The sequence below is a fragment of the Streptomyces sp. NPDC002403 genome (genome assembly GCF_053593015.1).
Window position 1 is genome coordinate 1 of sequence record NZ_JBSFBQ010000016.1, and the last position, 13,746, is coordinate 13,746.

At 69.0% G+C, this 13,746-nt stretch carries 15 protein-coding genes and 2 pseudogenes; 8 read left to right on the forward strand and 9 right to left on the reverse strand.

Translation table 11 applies throughout. The annotated features are described in order from the left end of the window. The first annotated feature begins 246 nt into the window (after nt 1–246). The 4 genes and pseudogenes from ACWCPY_RS19140 (at nt 247) to ACWCPY_RS19155 (ending at nt 2,944) form a co-directional block, all read left to right on the forward strand. A complete protein-coding gene (locus ACWCPY_RS19140) occupies nt 247–537 on the forward strand; it encodes a DUF4262 domain-containing protein (RefSeq protein ID WP_451266382.1) in 291 nt (96 codons plus the stop codon). A gap of 311 nt (nt 538–848) precedes the next feature. After that, nucleotides 849–1,199 carry a DUF6896 domain-containing protein gene (locus ACWCPY_RS19145; protein WP_451266384.1) on the forward strand — a complete coding sequence of 117 codons (351 nt, stop codon included), beginning with the start codon at nt 849–851 and terminating at the stop codon, nt 1,197–1,199. After that, nucleotides 1,178–2,185 (forward strand): annotated as a pseudogene (locus tag ACWCPY_RS19150) (ferredoxin reductase family protein); the annotation flags it as partial. The gene ACWCPY_RS19145 and the pseudogene ACWCPY_RS19150, both read left to right, overlap by 22 nt. A gap of 495 nt (nt 2,186–2,680) precedes the next feature. Continuing rightward, nucleotides 2,681–2,944 carry a YdeI/OmpD-associated family protein gene (locus ACWCPY_RS19155; RefSeq protein ID WP_451266695.1) on the forward strand — a complete coding sequence of 88 codons (264 nt, stop codon included), beginning with the start codon at nt 2,681–2,683 and terminating at the stop codon, nt 2,942–2,944. A 237-nt stretch (nt 2,945–3,181) separates the two neighbouring features. Here ACWCPY_RS19155 and ACWCPY_RS19160 read toward each other — a convergent pair. After that, nucleotides 3,182–3,610 (reverse strand): annotated as a pseudogene (locus ACWCPY_RS19160) (helix-turn-helix domain-containing protein); the annotation flags it as partial. Here ACWCPY_RS19160 and ACWCPY_RS19165 point away from each other — a divergent pair. Both ACWCPY_RS19165 and ACWCPY_RS19170 read left to right on the forward strand, forming a co-directional pair. After that, a complete protein-coding gene (locus ACWCPY_RS19165) occupies nt 3,558–4,313 on the forward strand; it encodes a DUF1963 domain-containing protein (RefSeq protein ID WP_451266386.1) in 756 nt (251 codons plus the stop codon). The pseudogene ACWCPY_RS19160 and the gene ACWCPY_RS19165 overlap by 53 nt on opposite strands. Nucleotides 4,314–4,627: 314 nt before the next feature. Beyond that, nucleotides 4,628–5,392, forward strand: coding sequence for a GNAT family N-acetyltransferase (locus ACWCPY_RS19170; RefSeq protein WP_451266697.1), 765 nt, complete (start codon nt 4,628–4,630; stop codon nt 5,390–5,392). Between the two features lie 503 nt (nt 5,393–5,895). Here the strand turns inward: ACWCPY_RS19170 and ACWCPY_RS19175 are convergent. From ACWCPY_RS19175 to ACWCPY_RS19195, 5 genes are all read right to left on the reverse strand, one after another. Continuing rightward, nucleotides 5,896–6,336: a phytoene desaturase family protein gene (locus tag ACWCPY_RS19175; protein WP_451266388.1), complete on the reverse strand. Its 441-nt coding sequence runs from the start codon at nt 6,334–6,336 to the stop codon at nt 5,896–5,898. Nucleotides 6,337–6,368: 32 nt separating this feature from the next. Further along, the gene (locus ACWCPY_RS19180) at nt 6,369–7,145 is read right to left on the reverse strand and encodes a hypothetical protein (RefSeq protein ID WP_451266390.1); all 777 of its coding nucleotides are present in this window, start codon (nt 7,143–7,145) and stop codon (nt 6,369–6,371) included. Nucleotides 7,146–7,621: 476 nt separating this feature from the next. Continuing rightward, the gene (locus tag ACWCPY_RS19185) at nt 7,622–8,215 is read right to left on the reverse strand and encodes a hypothetical protein (RefSeq protein WP_451266392.1); all 594 of its coding nucleotides are present in this window, start codon (nt 8,213–8,215) and stop codon (nt 7,622–7,624) included. A 487-nt stretch (nt 8,216–8,702) separates the two neighbouring features. Then, a complete protein-coding gene (locus tag ACWCPY_RS19190; RefSeq protein ID WP_451266394.1) occupies nt 8,703–9,506 on the reverse strand; it encodes a thioesterase II family protein in 804 nt (267 codons plus the stop codon). 84 nt (nt 9,507–9,590) lie between these two features. Continuing rightward, entirely contained in the window at nt 9,591–9,725 is a 135-nt protein-coding gene (locus tag ACWCPY_RS19195) for a hypothetical protein (RefSeq protein WP_451266396.1), read from the reverse strand. Between the two features lie 593 nt (nt 9,726–10,318). Between ACWCPY_RS19195 and ACWCPY_RS19200 the strand changes: the two genes are divergently transcribed. Together ACWCPY_RS19200 and ACWCPY_RS19205 are read left to right on the forward strand one after the other, a co-directional pair. Then, nucleotides 10,319–11,185, forward strand: a complete 867-nt coding sequence (locus tag ACWCPY_RS19200; protein ID WP_451266398.1) for a metallophosphoesterase family protein — start codon at nt 10,319–10,321, stop codon at nt 11,183–11,185. Continuing rightward, nucleotides 11,175–11,882, forward strand: a complete 708-nt coding sequence (locus ACWCPY_RS19205; RefSeq protein ID WP_451266400.1) for a 4'-phosphopantetheinyl transferase family protein — start codon at nt 11,175–11,177, stop codon at nt 11,880–11,882. The genes ACWCPY_RS19200 and ACWCPY_RS19205 overlap by 11 nt, the downstream gene beginning before the upstream one ends. A 179-nt stretch (nt 11,883–12,061) precedes the next feature. Here the strand turns inward: ACWCPY_RS19205 and ACWCPY_RS19210 are convergent, their stop codons facing one another. The 3 genes from ACWCPY_RS19210 to ACWCPY_RS19220 form a co-directional block, all read right to left on the reverse strand. Continuing rightward, nucleotides 12,062–12,286 carry a DUF6059 family protein gene (locus ACWCPY_RS19210; RefSeq protein ID WP_451266402.1) on the reverse strand — a complete coding sequence of 75 codons (225 nt, stop codon included), beginning with the start codon at nt 12,284–12,286 and terminating at the stop codon, nt 12,062–12,064. 194 nt (nt 12,287–12,480) lie between these two features. Then, nucleotides 12,481–13,380, reverse strand: coding sequence for an NmrA/HSCARG family protein (locus ACWCPY_RS19215; RefSeq protein WP_451266404.1), 900 nt, complete (start codon nt 13,378–13,380; stop codon nt 12,481–12,483). Nucleotides 13,381–13,447: 67 nt separating this feature from the next. Further along, a complete protein-coding gene (locus ACWCPY_RS19220) occupies nt 13,448–13,693 on the reverse strand; it encodes an acyl carrier protein (protein WP_451266406.1) in 246 nt (81 codons plus the stop codon). Between the last annotated feature and the right edge of the window lie 53 nt (nt 13,694–13,746).

Sequence of the window (13,746 nt, forward strand, 5' to 3'; positions counted from 1 at the left end):
CGCCGGATCAACATCGGCGATCTGGAGGCGTCCGAGCAGGTCTTCGATCTGCTGATGGGCAACGAGGTGGCGCCGCGCAAGGAGTTCATCACCAGCTCCGCCGCCACCCTGGACCGCTCCCGCATCGACGTCTGAGCCATCACTCCGGCGAGGGACAGCGCCACCTGTAACTGCTTCCCTTCAGGCCGAGCGGAGGCCTCGCTCGACCCCCGGCGTGTGTCAGGAACACACCTTTCCCGGAACAAGATGGGAAGGTCGGCGAAGGCGGCCCACACCGCGGACTCACTGTCACAACTGTGGTTCTGGCACAGATCTTGGGCAGCGGTCGCGGACGGTGACGGTGTGGTCCGGTCGAAAGGGTGGTCACGAACCCCGGCCGCTCGACAGGACGAGATCGGTCCTGGATTCGCGTGCACGATCGGCCTCGCGCATACTCACGGCGGACCCGAACTCGCCATGTTCGGACTCGATCCACGCTATGCACCGCAGACTCAACAGGCTCGGAGCGAAGTCCGCCGAGGGTGCCGTATTGACTGAAGGCCAATCAGGGCCCCGCCACTGGCTCGGGGGCCAAGGCGTCGTCGCAGTTCAAGGATCTGGCTCCGGGTGGCTACGAGTGCCTGCCGCGGTGCCTGGACGTCGTCGAGGTGCCGCCGCTCGAACTCGGCGAGCTGGTCCTCCTGATCCCGGAAGGCCGGGTTCAGGAACTGGCGGGATGTCACTCCGCGCGGGCTGCGGCGAGGCGGTGCCCCGGAGATCGCGGACATCGGCGGAGACACCGGAAGCCCACGTGGAACAATTCCCTCGTACACGTATGCCGGGGGTGGCGCAGCAGGGGAGGGACGCAAGTGACGACGGCTCGTGATCTGGTGATGGGTTACGTCGATGTTCTCGACTCGGCCGGCGAGGCCATGCGGGCGGCCTTCCCTCCGCTCGAGCGGCTGGCGGACGTGCTCGGTCTGGTCCGTTCGCACCGGATCAGCCGGAGCGGTGATATCGGGACCTGCTCCTACAGCGTCCACGGAGCAGGCTGCCTCTTCATCAGCCAGGACGGATCTGAGGTCGATGTGGACTTCACGGCCGACGGGGAGGAGATCTTCGACCTCTGGCGGCTGCGCCTCTACGGGCAGAGTCTGCCCGAGCCTTTCGACCTCACGGAGGATGATCTGCGGCCCGGTGGAGCGACACGACCTCGGTAGTCGGTCCGGCGGGCTGGCTCACCGGCGCGGGACGCATCACCGGTCTCCTGGCCGGCTACACCTGTGTGGTCCTGCTGGCCCTGACGGCCCGCACGCCGCTCCTGGACCACACGATCGGCACCGACCGGCTCGCCCGCTGGCACGCCTGGGGCGGCCGCTGCACCGTCTCCCTGGTACTCGCCCACACCCTGCTGATCACCTGGGGCTACTCCCTGGCCTCCCACACGAACATGATGAGTCAGACCTCCGTGTTCGTGCTGCACTACCCCGACCTCCTCAAGGGCACGGCCGGCTTCCTGCTGCTCCTGGCCGTCGGAGCCCTCTCGGCACGCGTGGCCCGGCGCAGGCTCAGTTACGAAACCTGGCACTACCTGCACTTCGCCACCTACCCGGGCCGTCTTCCTCGCCTCCGGCCACCAGCTCTCCGACGGAGTCGACTTCGTCGGCAACAGCTTCGCCCAGGTGGCCTGGTACACACTCTTCCTCGGCGTCGCCGCGATGCTGGCCTGGTACCGGTTCGCCGTACCCGTACGGGGCAGACCGCGTCACCGTCTGCGCGTCACCGCGGTCCGCCCCGAAGCGCCGGGCGTGGTCTCCGTCCACCTCACCGGCGACCGCCTGGACGAGCTGGGCGGCGAGCCGGGGCAGTTCCTGCGCTGGCGCTTCCTGGCCCCCGGCCTGTGGTGGACCGCCAACCCGTACTCCCTCTCCGCACCCGCGCACCCACACCATCTGCGCATCACGGTGAAGGCCGTCGGCGGCCACAGTGCCGCACTCGCCCGTCTGACGCCGGGCACCCGGGTATGGGCCGAGGGGCCATGCCCGGGTTAACCGCCGGCCGCTGCACCGCCTCCAAGGTGCTGTTCCTGGCCGGCGTCGGCATCACTCCGCTGCGCGCGCTCTTCGAGACGCTCCCGGGCCAGGTGACCCTCGTCCACCGGGCACGTCGCACCGACGACCTCGCCCTGCGCGGTGAGCTCGACGCCACCGGTACCGAACCCGTCGGCATCATGACGGTCCAACTCGCCACCTGCTGCCGGGAGATCGGTAGCGCCCCCACCGAACTCCGCGCGCGAGCCATCCGCTTCGGTCTTCTCGCCGAGTCCGAACACCAGGGCGAGGTGGATCGGAGCGCGTGGCCCGGCGTCGGGCTGGCGGCCGCATACCATGGGGCCATGGACGAGATCGGCGGTGTCGAGGTCGTGGCCTTCGCGAACAGCGATGCGTTCGAAGGCTGGTTGGCGGATCACCATGCTCGGCACGACGGCGTGTGGGTCAAGGTTGCCAAGAAGGGCTCCGGGATCGCGTCCGTGACAGCCGACGAACTGGTCGACGTGGGGCTGTGTTGGGGCTGGATCTCGGGTCAGCGCCGGTCGCTCGACGCTTCGTACTACCTGCAGAAGTACGTGCCGCGGCGCCCGAAGAGCCTGTGGTCGCAGGTCAACGTCGACAAGGTCGCCGTGCTGGCGGCTGCGGGCCGGATGCGCGAGCCGGGCTTGGCGGAGGTACGCAAGGCGCAGGCGGACGGGCGTTGGGCCGCCGCATACGCGCCGCAGTCGACGGCCGCGGTGCCCGATGAACTGGCAGCGGCTCTGGCGGAGGACATCCGGGCGGCAAACGCCTTCTCGGCACTCGACAAGACCGCGAAGTACTTGGTGCTTCTACCCTTGCTCCAAGCCCGAACTCCCGAGGGGCGCCAAGTCGCAGTGGAGCGTGCGGTGCGGGCGTTGGCCGCCGACGGGTAGGCGTTGTTTCAGAGTCCCAGGCGGTTTCGTCGGCGGCGTCGAGGCCCGGAACGGGGGCGCCCGACAGGAAGCCGGCCGCGACGCAGGCGTCGCACTACGCCCGCCACTGGGGCCGGAGTGGGGGTCCCTCGTACGCTTCGCTTTCTCGACCGGATGGACAAACCGGCCGGCGTGTCTGATGCGGGGCCGTCGTCCGGTGCTCTGACCGCATAGGTTCGCCGGATTGGTCAGCCAGCAGTCCCGAGAGGACGTCCGCGCTTTGGTCCGCTGGAAGGTAACGCCGCGGCGGGCGAGCAGGCACCGTAACGCCTCGCGGCCGATCCGGATCACGTGGACGTGGACGTGGACGTGGACGCGGCGCAGGCAGGCGGCGAGTTTTCGGATCGACCAGTGGGTGAAAGGCCGGCTCAGCTTGGCCGGGCGAGTGATGGCCGCCTGGATGACGAAGTCCTCGTCGTCAGGGCGGAGCAGGCGGGGACGGCCTCCAGCCCACCGAGGATCCTGACAGGCCAGGCCGATCTCTTTGAACCGGTGGATCACGTCGCGGACGGTGTACTCGTCGGCCTGGACCGGCTTCGCGATCACCGTGCGGCGTGGTGACAGACTCATTGTCATGGATCTTGTAGGCCGCGATTCCGGCAACCGACCAGCGATCGAGGAGATCATCCGTACCGAGTTGGGTACGGATGCTGCTGAACGGTTCCATTCCCTGGTCAGGCCGTCAGTGGGGTTTGCCGTGCGAGCCGACTTCTCGGAGGCGGGCAGCATGATCGGGGGCCTGCCGCGAACCACCGAGTCGTTCGAATGGCCCCACTACGGAGGGAAGCCGATGGTGCTGCTGGCTCAGGTGGACTGCAGCCAGGCGGCGCGTCTGCTCGGCAAGGACTGGACGTTTCCCGGTCACGGCTACCTGCTCTTCTTCCATGACGATGACTTCGCTGCTGAGTTGAAGTTCGATCTTGGTGATGACGGTGGCCGTGTCGTGCATGTGGCGGCTCGATCTGACTGGCGGCCACGTGAAGGCAATGGCCCCGCACTGCCGGCCCTGTCGCTGGAGGCCAGTGCACTGCCCTCACTGCCGGGCTGGACAAGTGCGGAGGCCGATCAAGCAGTCGGAGGGGACGTCATTGCCTTGATCAACCTGGACCAGGCGCTATCCACTCTCCTGCCGGCTCCGCGACACCGCTTGCTCGGCTGGTGCGACAGCAGCGACACCCCGCAGCCGAAGGGCCATCGGCCGCTGCTGCAGTTGGAGGCGGAAGCCGGGACCGCCTGGGGCGAGATCGTCAATGTCTCCTTCTGGATCCGTGACGAGGACCTGCAGGCCGGGGACCTCCGTAACGTCCGCCGATCCTACGAAGTCGCATGACCCTTCCACCTCCGCAGCCCCCACCCGCAAGTGGCCCCGGCCTGCCCCACAGATGACAGGGCCACGCCGAGGCTCGGATCCCGTCGCCGACCGGCCGGTCAACGGCCAACTATCGTGCCCAGTCACGGCGAGCGCGGATCCAGCCCGGTGAACCTATGCGCCCACAGGGCGTCAGGGCGTGTATCGAATGTGCTGGGCGCCAGCGCGACACTGCCGACGGACGGCCCGAAATCGCAGGCGATCTTCGCCCAGTCATGCTGGGATCCATTGCTATGAATGATCATTTCCTCAATGAAGCCGACTTGACGGACAGGATGGAACGGAACCTGGCGGAACATGCCTGTCACCTGCATCGGAGTATGGCCGGTGCGACCGTCACAGATGCTGGTGACCTCCTGGTCGCGGACAGCGGCCTGGACGACGACACTTTCAACATCGTTGCTGCGGCCCGCTTCACCGCCGCCGACGCTACGGCACGTATCACCGAGACTACTGGGACGCTGGCGCGCACCGGCCGTCGTTTCTCCTGGTGGGTGGGGCCCGCCTCGACACCGGTGGACCTCACCACCCACCTGACCGCGGCCGGTCTGCCGCCGTCCGAACGCGAGACGGCGATGTGGGCCGAACTGGACGACACCCTGCCATCGCCTGCCGCCCAGGGACTGGGCATCCAGCAGGTGGCCACGCCCGAACAGCTCGCCGACTACGCCACGGTTCTTGCCGCGAACTGGGACCCGCCCGCAGACACTGTCCGCCGCTTCTTCGCGCAGGCCGCCCCGCAGGCACTGGCCGCGCAGTGCCCGGCCCGGTATCTGGTCGGCTACGTGGAGAGCCGTCCGGTCTGCTCCGCTGAAGTGTTTCACCACGCGGGAGTCGCCGGCATCTACAACATTTCCACTCTGGCCGCCCACCGTCGACGCGGCTACGGCGGCGCCATCACGCTCGCGGCACTCCGTACGGCCCGCGACCGAGACCACCGCATCGCAGTCCTGCAGGCGTCAGCCGACGGCGAGCCCGTCTACCGCCGCCTGGGGTTCCGCTCCTGTGGCCAGTTCACCGAACACGCCATCAACCCCTGAACCCCCCAAACTCCACTGGCTCTCCGCCCGTCCTTCCCCGGGTCCACCTGGTGCTGGACAACTACGCCACCCACGAGACCCCGGCTGTCAAGACCTGGCTGCTCGCGTACCCACGGTTCCACCCGCACTGCACACCCACCGGATCGTCCTGGCAACCTGGTGGAGCGGTGGTTCGCCGAGCTGGCGAACAAGCAGATACGGCGAGACGTTCACAGATCTCTCCAGACCCCGGAGAAGGGCATCCGGACCTGGATCGCCGCATGGAAAACCGACCCCAGGCCCGTACGTCTGGACCAAGACCGTGGACGAGATCCTCGAACGCCTCGCCGGCTATCTGAACAGAATTCCTGACCCAGAAGACCAGAACGGCCGCAACGAGAGTGACGCACCGTCAGCACGACGTCGGGGCGCCGAAGGTGTCGCTGAGCGCTATGGATGGCGATGAGCGGCGCATTTGGCCGGTTGAGCGTTGTGGTTGGCGGAGTCCTTGGCCGAGTGTGGAGCTACGCCAGGCGAGAGCGGTGGAAGTGACGCAGCGCCGCTTCGGCGGCGTTGGCGCCGCACATGCCGTGCGCGCCCGGTCCTGGCGGTGTGGCGGCCGAGCAGATGTACATGCCGGGGACACCGGTGTCATAGGGGGAGAGTGTGGGCCGCGGGCCGAAGACGAGCCGGCGTACGTCCTTGGCGCCGGTGACGATGTCGCCGCCCACGTTGTTGGGGTTGTAGGCGTGCATGTTCATGGTGGATCGCGATACGTGTCCGACGATGCGTTCCCGGAACCCGGGAGCGAACCGCTCGATCCGGCTGATCACCGCCTGGGTCGCGTCGCCGGTGTAGCCGTGGGGCACGTGCGCGTAGCTGTAGAGGGGGTGGATGTCGCCGACGGAGCGCTGGGGGTTGGCGAGGTACTGCTGGCCGATGAGGACGAACGGGCGCTCGGGCATGCGGCCGGCGTGGATGTCCCGTTCGGTGGCGGCTATCTCGGCGTACGGGCCGCCGAGATGGAGCGTGCCGGCTCGGTGGGCGTCCGGGTTCGTCCACGGGACGCCGCCGTCGACCGCGAAGTCGACCTCGAAGGCTCCCGGGGCGTGTCGGAAGCGCCGGTACGCGCGGGTGACACGAGACGGCAGCCGGTCGCCGATGATGCCGGCGACGGCCCGCGGAGCGAGGTCGGGAACATCGTGATGTCCGCAGGTGGCAGGTCGTGTGCGTGCCGCACCTCGATGCCGGTCTCGATCTTGCCACCGTGTTCGGCGAGGACTGCGGCCAGCGCCGCCGAGACCGACCGCGATCCGTCGGCGGCGACGGGCAAGCCGTGCCGATGCCCGGCGGCGATGATGCCCAGGGCGATGGCGGAGGAGAGCGAGTGGTGCAGCGGCCGGAACGCGTGCGTGGCCACCCCGCCGAACAACGCCCGGCCTCGCTCGGTGGTGAACAGCCGTGCGATGGCCGAGCCCGGCAACAGCGTCGGCAGGCCGAACCGGGCGAGGGCGAGCGGGTGCCTGGGCAGGCGCAAGAGCGGCCCCATGATGTCCTCGGCCAGCATGTCGAAGCGGGCCGCCGGCCCCGCGAACGCCAGCCGCCAGCGGGAACCGTCCCGGCCGAGCCCGGCGGCGGTCGCCTCAACCGAGCGGTGCAGCACGCCGGCCTCGCCGCCATCGAGCGGGTGGACACAGTCGATCTCCGGCCGGAGCCAGGTCAACCCGTGCCGCTCAAGGCCGAGGCGCTGCAGGAATGCCGATCCGCCGGCCATCCGACGCTTGCATGGACGCCGGAATCGCCTCAACCAGCGTGTCTGTCCCGCGACAGGCCACGCGAAGGAGGCGGGGCATTTTCCGCGCCGTCGTCGCTCGCCGCGCACAACTCGCCGCTGACCGCGGCGTCCCGTACCTCTACGCCGACGCCGACGCCGACGCCGACGCCGGCAGCGCCCGCGGTCGGCGATGGCCGGCTCGCCCGGTCCGGTGGAGTCGGTCAGCGGGTGGCGAGGCTGCGTTCGCCGTCGCGGCAGTCGCCGAGGCGGGCATCGCGCACTTCGTGGGTTCCGGTTTCGGCGAGTGCCGCCGCCCTCGCCTGGGGGATCCGGAGGGGTGCTGCCGATGGACGGGGAGTCGAAGGCGTCGCCGTTGCCAGCCGAGTCCGAAAGGCCGAACCGGGACTTCCTCGTACAACTGCCCGGGCTGACAGGCGCAGGCCCCTGACGTGTGCGAGCGCTTCAGAGGCACTTCGTCAGCGCGTCGACCCCATGCCTGCCTCGGGTTTGTTCCGCCGGGCACGCCATGTCGTCAGCCCGTGTGCCAGCAGGGCCACAGCGGCGATCCCCGCTGCAATGCGGATCGTGTTCCAGGTGGCCCCGGCAACCGCTTCCTGCAAGGGGGCCTCCACGTCCAATCGCACAGAGGTCTCGAAGAAGGCGATCAACGGAATGAGCAGCCGGAACGGGAGGCCTCCGATACTGCGCGTCCGTGCGATGTTCCCCACCAGCCCTACAGGGGCCCCAAGGATGAGAGCCGCAATTCCCCAGCCGAGGATCCTGGAAACGAGTTCCTCTTTGGAACCGGAGGAGATGACCGGGCCGATGGGGGAAATCGGGAACATGAACTTGAAAACGTAGTACCCGGCCACGGCTACGGCCAGTGCGGAAGAAGCCAGGAGCGCCGACTCGATCCTGGACCGGCGTGAAAGGCCCACCAGAAAGGCGAAGCACGCCCACGCCCATCCGCTGGAGAAGACGAGAGCAGCGGCATGGCAAATTGGGTTGTCGAATCTATCCATGAGCGGGCCGATTACGGCCAGCACCATGCCGGCCGCAAGAGCAACCACGACGGGTACGACACGAGCACGCGAAAAATACACGATCGCCTTGTCCGGATTCTGTGGGCAATAACCGAAAGCAGTGCATTTACCCGATCGGGGTTCGCGCCGAGCACTGTTGCTGCCCCCGAGTCCGTGCCCCGCATTCTGCGGTGGATCATGCTTCCTGGGCCCGGCACTTTCCGGACGGCCGGGGGACATGTTCCAGGCATGTCCCGCTCGGCCGCCGTACGTGGCACGACGACGAAGACCGCGAGCAGCACCCCTCGTGCGCCACGTTGAACCGCCGGTGTCACTCGGCACTGGCCTCTGCGCCGCACCATTGGGTCAACTCCGGGTGCCGGTATCACTCGGCGTCGGTGCTCTGCGCGAATGTGAGGCCCGGTTCCTGGGTACGGGCCCCGGCCGGGCGGCACGTGTAGTCGTACCCCACGAACAGGGGGCCACGGCCACCGGACCGCCCTGCCGGTCCACACCGGGTAGGGGTCCCCGGGGGCTACTGCGCCGAGCTGGACCTCTGCGGGGCGACCGGTGCCAGGCGCTCACGGATGATCCGGGTCATGTCTGCCTGATGGTCGGTGAGGAAGAAGTGCCCGCCAGGATAGGTTCGGAGATCGAACTCCGCAGAAGTGTGCGCGGACCAGGCGCCGGCCTCCTCCGCGCTGACCTTGGGGTCGTTGTCACCGGTGAAGACGGTGATGGGGCAGGTGAGCGGGGGCCCCGGCACGTAACGGTAGGTCTCCGCCGCCCGGTAGTCGGCGCGCAGTGCGGGCAGCGCCATGCGCACCACCTCCGGGTCACCCAGGACACGGGGGTCGGTGCCGCTCAGCTCGCGCACCTCGGCGAGCAGACCCTCGTCGTCGCGCAGGTGCACGCGCTCGTCCCGGGTGCGCGACGGCGCGCGACGGCCGGAGGCGAAGAGATGGCACACGTCGGTACCGCGTGCCTGGAGCAGCCGGGCGATCTCGAAGCCGAGAGAGGCACCGAGACTGTGGCCGAAGAGGGCCACCGGCCGCCCGTCCACCGGGCCCAGCACGTCGGCGACCTGACGCGCCAGCTCCGGGATGTCGTCCACGGGTGTCTCGTGCCGCCGGTCCTGGCGGCCGGGATACTGCACGGCCACGACGTCCAGTGCGGGCGAAAGGGCCCGTGAGACAGGGAAGAAGAAAGACGCCGAGCCGCCCGCGTGCGGCAGGCAGACGAGCAGTGCTGTCCGAGCGCGAGCGGGCGCGGAGGTTGCGCCGGGGGCGCTCAGAAATCTTCTGATCCACAATTCTTGGGCGACTTGCGAGGGCTTCATAAAGGGTGTCCGATCCTTGCGTTGCCGAGCATTTCGAGATTCTCCCTCACGCCCCCGTCTTTCCCTCTGCGGGCGTGTGGTGGATCACTTCACCTGGGTGATGGCTGGTAAGACAGCAGGATCTCCGATGCCTTCGGCCCCTTCTCTCCCGTTGAAGAGCTCGACGGTGCCGCCGGCCTGGTAAAGGTGCTTCTCGTCGGCCAGATCGTTGGCGTGCATGAAGACCTCTTCGCCCTCTCCTCGGGGGCGAAGGATCCGTAGCGCTTGATCTCATCGAACTTGAGAGCCCTACCCGCCATCAACACAGCCACACCTCCAACGCGCGCCAGAAATGTCGGGGATGCGCGCATCCCCGTGTATCCCGCCCAGAGAATTTACAGTTCTCCGCCTGGACATGCGAGCCGTTCCGTGGAACGGCTCGGGATCGGAGCCTGGACTCAGGCAAGGGCAATGCCTATGGGCCGCAGGGCAGTTGGTGACGGTCTGGCAAGCCGGTGCCGGGTCCTGGCGTCGCTGGTGTCGCGCGACGTGCTGGATGAGGCGATCGAGGCGCACGGCTGTCGGGAGGAGTGGGGCCGAGAGCAGTCAACGCGTCGCCCATGCCCCATCTCCGGCAGTGCGCCGCCGTGATGACCGGGATCGGTCCGGATCGGATCAAGTTCCCCGGCACGCCCCGGATTGTCCACGGCCCGGCTGCAGCAGTCTCTCGTCCTCGCCCTGCGGCAGTGACCTGCCGTGCCACCGGGCGGGCCTTGTCAGCACGTGTCCAGGTGTGTTCTTGTGATGCCGTTCACCGATGAGGGGAGGGGGAGTTGGCATCGACAGCGGGGGGTACGGGGCGGCTGATGGCCGTCAGCGACCTCCACATCGGTTACGAGGAGAATCGCGCTCTCGTGGAGGGGATGCGCCCCGGCTCCGACGACGACTGGCTGCTCGTGGCCGGGGACGTCGCCGAGACCGTGGCCGACATCCAGTGGGCCCTCAAGACGTTGGCAGGCCGTTTTCGCAAGGTTGTCTGGGTACCGGGCAACCACGAACTGTGGAGTCACCCGAGGGACCTCGTCACACTGCGCGGTGCGGCTCGTTACGAACACCTGGTTGAGCTGTGCAGGGAACTGGGCGTGATCACTCCCGAAGATCCCTACCCGGTCTGGGAGGGTCCGGGCGGCCCGGTGGTCGTGGCACCGCTGTTCCTGCTCTACGACTACAGCTTCCTGCCGGCCGGCTGCACGACGAAGGACGAGGGGCTGGCCTATGCGCATCGCACGGGCGTCGTATGCAACGACGAGTTCCTGCTGCACCCCGACCCCTACCCGAGCCGTGAGGCGTGGTGCTTGGCCAGAACGGCCGAGACGGAGCGTCGGCTCGCCGAACTTCCTGCCGACATGCCGACGGTCCTCGTCAACCACTATCCGCTCGACCGGCACCCCATGGATGTTCTCCGGTATCCCGAGTTCGCGATGTGGTGCGGAACCCGGCTGACCGCCGACTGGCACCGCCGGTTCCGCGTGGCCGCCATGGTCTACGGTCATCTGCACATCCCGCGGACCACCCACCACGAGGGCGTCCGCTTCGAAGAGGTGTCCGTGGGATATCCCCGCGAGTGGCGCGGGCGTCCGCACCCACCGGGGGCACTGCGCCGCATTCTTCCGTTGGAGGCCGATCCGGGTGATCGATGAGTTGCTCCCCGACTCGGTGGTAGCCGTGGAGACTTGCCATGACGATGCGGCCGACGAGGCGTTCCTGTACCCCGAAGAGGAGGCGATCGTCGCGCGGGCGGTGGCCAAGCGCCGCCGGGAGTTCGCTACGGTACGCGCCTGCGCCCGCCTCGCCATGGAGAAGCTCGGCCTGCCACCACAGCCCGTTCTGCCCGGTGTGCGAGGTGCCCCTCGTTGGCCGGAAGGGCTGGTCGGCAGCATGACGCACTGCGAGGGCTACCGCGCGGCCGCGCTGGCGCGCTCGGCCGACCTGGCCTCCCTCGGCATAGACGCCGAACCCCATGCCCCGCTCCCGGATGGTGTCCTGGAATCCGTCTCGCTGCCCGGCGAGCGGGGGCGTCTGACACGACTGGCGGCTCGGCAGCCCGCGATCCACTGGGACCGGCTGTTGTTCAGCGCGAAGGAATCCGTCTACAAGGCGTGGTTTCCCCTGACCGGAAGTCCGCTGGACTTCGACGAAGCCGACATCGACATCACCGCGGACCCCGGACAGGGGCAGCAGGGAGGTTTCCGTGCCGTGCTGCTCGTGCCCGGACCGCTGGTGGAAGGCCGTCGGCTCGGACACTTCCAGGGGCGATGGACCGTCCGTCAGGGCCTGATAGGCACCGCGGTCGTGGTTCCCTGCGCCCGACCCCACGAAGCGCATCACCGCATCTGACGCCGCACGCTGATCCGCCACGGGTTGCGGGACGGTCCTTGCTCCAGGACCAGGGGCCGTTGTGGAGACCGGCGGCCGTCCGAACAGGTGGGGCTCGGCTCGCGCCGGGCCCTGAGTCTGTCCCGCTGAGGCAATGGCCGGACTCGCTGGGGGAGGTGGAGATCTCCTCGGCGCGGGAATCAGCGTGAGCGCAGCTCCCGCAGGTGCGCTCGCTCCGACGGCGTGAGAGGCATGTCCGGCCGCACCCGCTCCGGGTGGGCGGCTCCGGGCCCACGCAGCATCTCGGTCGGCTCGGGCGCGGTCCCGCCCGAGCCGACCGGATCCACTCCCGTATACATCGTTCCGTACGCCACCAGGCTGCGGTAGATCGAACGCAGCAGGCGGCGGGTGAGAGACGGTTCCACGGCTGACCTCACTCCGGTCGTCGAGGTGACGGGCCATGCGCCGAGACCGTCCGGCCCGGCGGCCGAGGCGGAGCCCTGACGCGGTCGGGGACCACCGAACGCACTCCGCGCACCCGGGATACCGGCCCACGCGCGGAGGGCGGTTACTACGACACCGCCGACCGTGCCGTGCGGATGCGTTTCCAGCCGTCGCCTCACAGCAGGTGCGCGAACTGATCGCGCGCCGACTCCGCCCAGTCGCCGTAGGTCCTCATCCCGGGGTGCAGGGTCCGTGCGCGGGACACGTCGGCGGGGGTGACGTCGGGGTGGCGGCGGGTGAACTCCAGCATGTCCGCGATGGCGTGGGCGTGGGGCACCGGCAGCTCCCGGTACGTCTCGTAGGGCACGTCCCGGTAGGCGACCGGGACGCCGAGCACCCGGGTGAGGTCGGCGGCGTAGGCGGCGGCGGGGCGCAGGTCGCCGACCACCTTGACCACCTCTCCGTGCAAGGTATGGCCGGCGGCCATCACGGCGGCCACCACCGGGCCGAGGTCGGCGACCGAGACAGCGGGCAGCGGGGTGTCCCCGTGCGGCAGTGCGAAGGCCAGCGAGCCGTCCGGTTCTCTGCGTAGCCGACGGGCGGGCCAGTTCTCGTAGTACGTGGACAGGTGGACCGTGACGACCGGCGCGCCGCGCCCGCGCAGTTCCTCCTCCAGCCTGGCCTTGCCGTCGTGGTGCGGCAGGGACAGCGCGCCGCCGCTGCGCCGGTGCGCCTCGGGAAGGCTGCTGTGCACCAGTGTCCCGGCACCGGCGGACAGCACGGCTTCGGCCGTCGTGCGGGCCGCCTCGTACTCGCGTTCCTTGAGAGACCAGTAGTCGGTCACCAGGAACGCGGCCCGGACACCGGTCGCCGCCCGGCGCACCTGCCGGCCGTCGGTCAGGTCGCAGGCGACGACGTCGGCCCCCAGGGCGGCCAGGGCGCCGGCGGCCGCCGACCGCGGGTCGCGGGTCACGGCCCGCACCGCCCAGCGGCCGGACCGCAGCAGGTGACGGGCGACGGAGCCGCCCTGGGCCCCGGTGGCTCCGGTGACCAGGACGAGAGGTCGGTCGGTCATCTTTCCTCATCCACGAGTCGGCTTGCCGTGCGCGGTGGCCGCCGCCCGGCGGCGGCCACCGGCCGGTTCAGCGGGCGGAGTTGACAACGTTCAGCAGCAGCCGGGGGGTCTTCGCGCCGCTCAGCATCTCCTCCGGCACGCTCACGCCGCGTTCCCGCTCGATCCGGGTCGCAGTTTCGAGGAGGGCGAGCGAGTCGTAGCCGAGGCCCTCGAACGGCGAGTCCAAGATGTCGCCGTCCAGGTCGACACTCTCGTCCTCGCCGGCGCACTCCCGCATCACGCGCTTCAGGTCGTCGAGGGTGAAATCGGTCATGGTGGTCACCTTCCGGTGGGATCTGTGGGTTTGATGGGAGCGGTGGTAGCGGT

What these genes read in the sequence shown, in the direction of transcription:
- ACWCPY_RS19195 (WP_451266396.1), bottom strand. Translation starts at nt 9,725, where the DNA reads ATGCACGCCAACGATCTGGCCGACGAGAAGCACCTTTACCAGGCCGGC.
- ACWCPY_RS19165 (WP_451266386.1), top strand. Translation starts at nt 3,558, where the DNA reads ATGGATCTTGTAGGCCGCGATTCCGGCAACCGACCAGCGATCGAGGAG.
- ACWCPY_RS19170 (WP_451266697.1), top strand. Translation starts at nt 4,628, where the DNA reads ATGGAACGGAACCTGGCGGAACATGCCTGTCACCTGCATCGGAGTATG.
- ACWCPY_RS19215 (WP_451266404.1), bottom strand. Translation starts at nt 13,380, where the DNA reads ATGACCGACCGACCTCTCGTCCTGGTCACCGGAGCCACCGGGGCCCAG.
- ACWCPY_RS19220 (WP_451266406.1), bottom strand. Translation starts at nt 13,693, where the DNA reads ATGACCGATTTCACCCTCGACGACCTGAAGCGCGTGATGCGGGAGTGC.
- ACWCPY_RS19155 (WP_451266695.1), top strand. Translation starts at nt 2,681, where the DNA reads ATGCGCGAGCCGGGCTTGGCGGAGGTACGCAAGGCGCAGGCGGACGGG.
- ACWCPY_RS19175 (WP_451266388.1), bottom strand. Translation starts at nt 6,336, where the DNA reads ATGCCCGAGCGCCCGTTCGTCCTCATCGGCCAGCAGTACCTCGCCAAC.
- ACWCPY_RS19180 (WP_451266390.1), bottom strand. Translation starts at nt 7,145, where the DNA reads ATGGCCGGCGGATCGGCATTCCTGCAGCGCCTCGGCCTTGAGCGGCAC.
- ACWCPY_RS19190 (WP_451266394.1), bottom strand. Translation starts at nt 9,506, where the DNA reads ATGAAGCCCTCGCAAGTCGCCCAAGAATTGTGGATCAGAAGATTTCTG.
- ACWCPY_RS19140 (WP_451266382.1), top strand. Translation starts at nt 247, where the DNA reads ATGGGAAGGTCGGCGAAGGCGGCCCACACCGCGGACTCACTGTCACAA.